The 1809-nt window shown below is 33.8% G+C and carries 2 protein-coding genes; one reads left to right on the plus strand and one right to left on the minus strand.

The window, feature by feature from the left end:
* Positions 1-425: hypothetical protein (locus XMG48_RS11890; RefSeq protein WP_173482295.1), on the minus strand; the 425-nt coding region annotated here is incomplete at its 3' end.
* A gap of 885 nt (positions 426-1310) precedes the next feature.
* On the opposite strand from XMG48_RS11890, the gene XMG48_RS11895 reads away from it, so the two are divergent.
* Complete coding sequence (locus tag XMG48_RS11895) at positions 1311-1802, plus strand: hypothetical protein (RefSeq protein ID WP_173482296.1); 492 nt, start codon at positions 1311-1313, stop codon at positions 1800-1802.
* Positions 1803-1809 lie beyond the last annotated feature (7 nt).

Raw genomic sequence — 1809 nt, forward strand, 5'->3', positions numbered from 1 at the left:
TGACGATCGAAGCTATTGTAGAAGAGTGTTCTTAACTTAGATTCAATGTAGAAACGTGCATCATCCTGAGTTAGCTGAAGATCAAAATTCTCTGCTAACCTAGCCTTTAGTAATGCAGTACAGGTATCAAGATAGTAAGGATCAAACGTAAATATACTCCAGTAAGGAACACGATCTCCTTTCGATAAAATGCTTTGAAACATTTTGTTGTGCTTAAGATCTTTTGCGTCAAAATCCTTATGATCTTTTTTTATTTTTCGGAAACGTTTTCTAGCTTTATCAACTTTTGACCAACCAAACTTTTCATTTAAAATTTGTCGAACTCTTTCTTTGGTTAGTCCTAACTTATTCCCAATAGCTTCTAAGTTAAAACCTTCACTTTCAGCAATGTCCCACAATTCTTTTCTATCAAATGCATAAACCATGTTTCGATTCCTCTTTATATTTGCCACAAGGGCAAGACGGGAAGAAACTTAAAACCATACAAGAACGATAGCAAACAACCAAAATGGTCACATATTACTAAATCGAATATGGCAAATTTTTACAACAAGAACAAACCAATTGTGAAATAAATCAAACCCAAGAATAAACCCTCAAAAAATACCGACTTCTTAACAATCAATATCTTATATTTTTCAGAGGGTAATTTTTCTCAGCTTATTTTAATATTAAATATTTTAAAAATTTAAAACGAAATATTTTAAACAAACCAATAAAAATCAAATCAACATAAAAGGCTTTTATTTAATAAAGGTTTATCATTTTTTGTCTTATGAAAATAAAATCTAAACAGAACAGGCTAACAACAAATATTTTTTCTACCAATCTCACTTTGACTCAGTAAACCCATCCTCTTAACACTGTCTAGCAAGTTGATTCGACATCTCTGAAAAACACATACGCTGGACTTCACCTCTCCCCTAACTTTATTAACAAAGCTACAAAACTTGTTGATCTGGATTTCATGTATGAGCAAAAAATTCACATCAAAGCATCTTTTTTAAAAAAAAATTAAAATTTTTTTGCGAGCACTTTTATGGGTTTGAGAGGCAAATTCGTGAAAAAAACGTGACAGTAATCTCGGCTCGAAGTGGCGAGCTAATGGACACCTGGAAGTAGCGTGAAAACTGAATATGGAAAGAGATCAGCTTATCAATACTCCATAAAACTCAACGCGAATATTTTACTAAAACTACAATGACCCGTATGAATTAAACCAATAAAATCAATGACTTATGCTTGATTTAGGCATTGACACCCCTTGCTCATATCGTTATCGTTTAAAGCATCAAGGCAAAGGAGAACGTATGACGAAACAAATTTTTGATCTAACAAAACAATCAGGAGAACGCACACTAAGAGCTAATAATTTTTATAATAAAACTTCTTCGAAGAAGTTATGTGTCAAACAGAACCCTACCCACGGCACTGCAATTCATTACTCGCAAAAGCTTAATGATATTCATGAATTGAAACCCCATGAGCGTGATTACGCTGTAATTCTTGATTGGTCTGATGACGTTGTCTCTTACACATCAAATATCCAGCTAAGTGCATCCATCAACAAAGTTACTAAAACGCAGAAATTTTCGTTTCTTGTGCACTACAAAGATAAACAAGTGCTGGTTGATATTGGGTCGAGTCAATCTCCACGTCACTCAAATCCTAGATTTAGTAACCGTAGACTTCCCCTAAAAGTGCACAAGTCAAAACTAGAGATTTCTGACATCATAAGTCGATGGAGGAGATCCAATGAGAAAGTCAAAATTCAGCGAGAGCAAAATCGTCACTCTGCTTAAAGAAGCT

Source organism: Marinobacterium sp. xm-g-48 (assembly GCF_013282925.1).
Taxonomy (GTDB): domain Bacteria; phylum Pseudomonadota; class Gammaproteobacteria; order Pseudomonadales; family Balneatricaceae; genus Marinobacterium_E.

Excerpts from the sequence above, each read along its gene's own strand:
- XMG48_RS11895 (WP_173482296.1), top strand. The coding sequence starts at position 1,311 with ATGACGAAACAAATTTTTGATCTAACAAAACAATCAGGAGAACGCACA.